The 1,985-nt window shown below is 36.3% G+C and carries 3 protein-coding genes; all 3 read right to left on the bottom strand.

What is annotated here, in order from left to right:
• Positions 1-64 precede the first annotated feature (64 nt).
• From FC77_RS07515 to FC77_RS07505, 3 genes are read right to left on the bottom strand one after another with little or no spacing between them, the layout of a single operon-like run.
• Entirely contained in the window at positions 65-274 is a 210-nt protein-coding gene (locus FC77_RS07515; protein WP_056971008.1) for a hypothetical protein, read from the bottom strand.
• Positions 267-791: a dihydrofolate reductase gene (locus FC77_RS07510; RefSeq protein WP_056971007.1), complete on the bottom strand. Its 525-nt coding sequence runs from the start codon at positions 789-791 to the stop codon at positions 267-269. The genes FC77_RS07515 and FC77_RS07510 overlap by 8 nt, the downstream gene beginning before the upstream one ends.
• 19 nt (positions 792-810) lie before the next feature.
• On the bottom strand, positions 811-1,767 hold the full coding sequence (locus tag FC77_RS07505; RefSeq protein WP_054682321.1) for a thymidylate synthase: 957 nt from the start codon (positions 1,765-1,767) through the stop codon (positions 811-813).
• Positions 1,768-1,985: the final 218 nt, after the last annotated feature.

Raw genomic sequence — 1,985 nt, 5'->3', positions numbered from 1 at the left:
CAAGCCTCTATTAATCCTGTATTTTAAACTGTCTAATTTTTAGGTCTCAGTTCAATACTTTTTTCTACTTCTTTTTACTTTTCTTATAAGCACGAATAAATGATATGTGCCAGTCCAAAATTCCCCAAGTAACAAAAGCCATGCCAATTGCTCCCCACCAAAACATCGGGTTCAACATTTTGGCTAAAACTATGCTAGTGATAAATAAAATAATTGTTATTAGAAAAATGATCCCAGAGTAGATTACTTTCCTTAATTTTCTTGCATTACCCATTCTGTATAGGTTCCCCTTTTCTAATATAGGTTAAAAACGAGTACGGATATTTGTTTTTACTATCTGGATCATGATGCTCATTCTTTATTAAAGTAAATTGCGAATAATCAATTGCCGGCATTACCGTATCTGCTTTAAAAGTTGCGTCGATCTGCGTTTTTTCTAAGCAGTCTACCCGGTTAAGCAGAGCCTTAAAGATTGAAGCCCCACCTACTGCACAAACTTTTTCATCTTTATGCTGATCAAGCCAATCATTTAACTTATCAAGTGAAGGTAAAACTAGGACTTGTTTATTATCAGCATATTTTTTTGCTAGGTCTTCGTTTCTACTTAAAACAATATGCTTGCGACCTGGTAAAACTTTGGGGAAGCTCGCAAATGTTCTTCGCCCCATGATCATTGGGTGCCCCATCGTCTCTTTTTTATAATGTTTCATATCAGCTGGCAAATGCCAAGGCAAATGACCATTAATGCCAATTTGGTGCTTTTGGTCTTCGGCCCATACATAAGTTATCATACTCTATCCCGTCCATTCTTTAAACGGCTACTGGAGCCTTAATTGTACCGTGATGTTTATAGCCAATCAATTTAATATCACGCATTTCGAAATCATCAATGTGTTTCTTATCTGGATTAAGCCACAATTGCGGTGAATCATATGGCTTACGGCTAAGCAGTTCTTTTACCTGATCAAAGTGGTTATCATAAATATGTGCATCACCTAAAGTATGAACAAATTCGCCCACTTGTAGATCTGTTTCGCGTGCAATCATATGCAACAACAAGGAATAACTGACAATATTAAAAGGCACGCCTAAGAACATATCACCAGAACGCTGGTAAAGTTGCAGACTCAACTTGCCATCAACTACGTAGAACTGGAACAATACATGGCATGGTGGAAGTGCACTATTAGGCACATCTTCTGGGTTCCATGCGGTAACAATCATTCTACGTGAATCTGGAGTAGTTTTAATCTTCTTAATTACATTTGCAATCTGATCGATATGACCACCGTCACGCTTCTTCCAGTGCCGCCACTGTGCACCGTAAACATCACCTAAACTGCCATATTTCTTAGCAAAGTCCGCATCATCAAGAATTCGTTGGTCAAACTTTTTCATTTCTTCACGGTAAACTTTATTAAATTCTGGATCCGACTGGCTACGCAAACCAAAGTTGGTCATATCTGGACCATGATATTCATCACTATTTACCCAATTTTCAAAAGCCCACTCATCCCAAATATGGTTTTTATGTTGAAGCAAAAAGCGAATATTAGTATCTCCTCGCAGAAACCAAAGAAGTTCACTTTTAATCAAACCAAATGGTACTCGTTTAGTAGTTAAAATGGGAAAGCCCTTTGAAAGGTCAAAACGCATTTGTGCACCAAAAAGACTGCGTGTACCTGTTCCGGTACGATCATCTTTATTGTGACCAGTTGTCATTATCTTATTTAAAAGATCTAAATATGGTTGTTCTAGAATTGCCATCTTTTTCATTCCTTTTCTGTTCAATCATTAATTAGAGTACCACAATATGTATACATACGGTAATTTTGAATGCCATATTTTGTGGGAATAACACTATTAAATCAAAGGAAAATATACTTTTAAATAAATACTGTACTAAAAAAATAATCGCACATCTTTTGTTCAATGTCATTAAGTTAAGACATTGACGAAAGTTTAGCTTTATGAACCGAATCATT

It is taken from the genome of Lactobacillus acetotolerans DSM 20749 = JCM 3825, from assembly GCF_001436775.1.
GTDB classification, from domain to species: Bacteria; Bacillota; Bacilli; order Lactobacillales; family Lactobacillaceae; genus Lactobacillus; species Lactobacillus acetotolerans.
The sequence above is the reverse complement of the archived record's forward strand: the minus strand, read 5'-3'. Positions and strand labels throughout refer to the sequence as shown.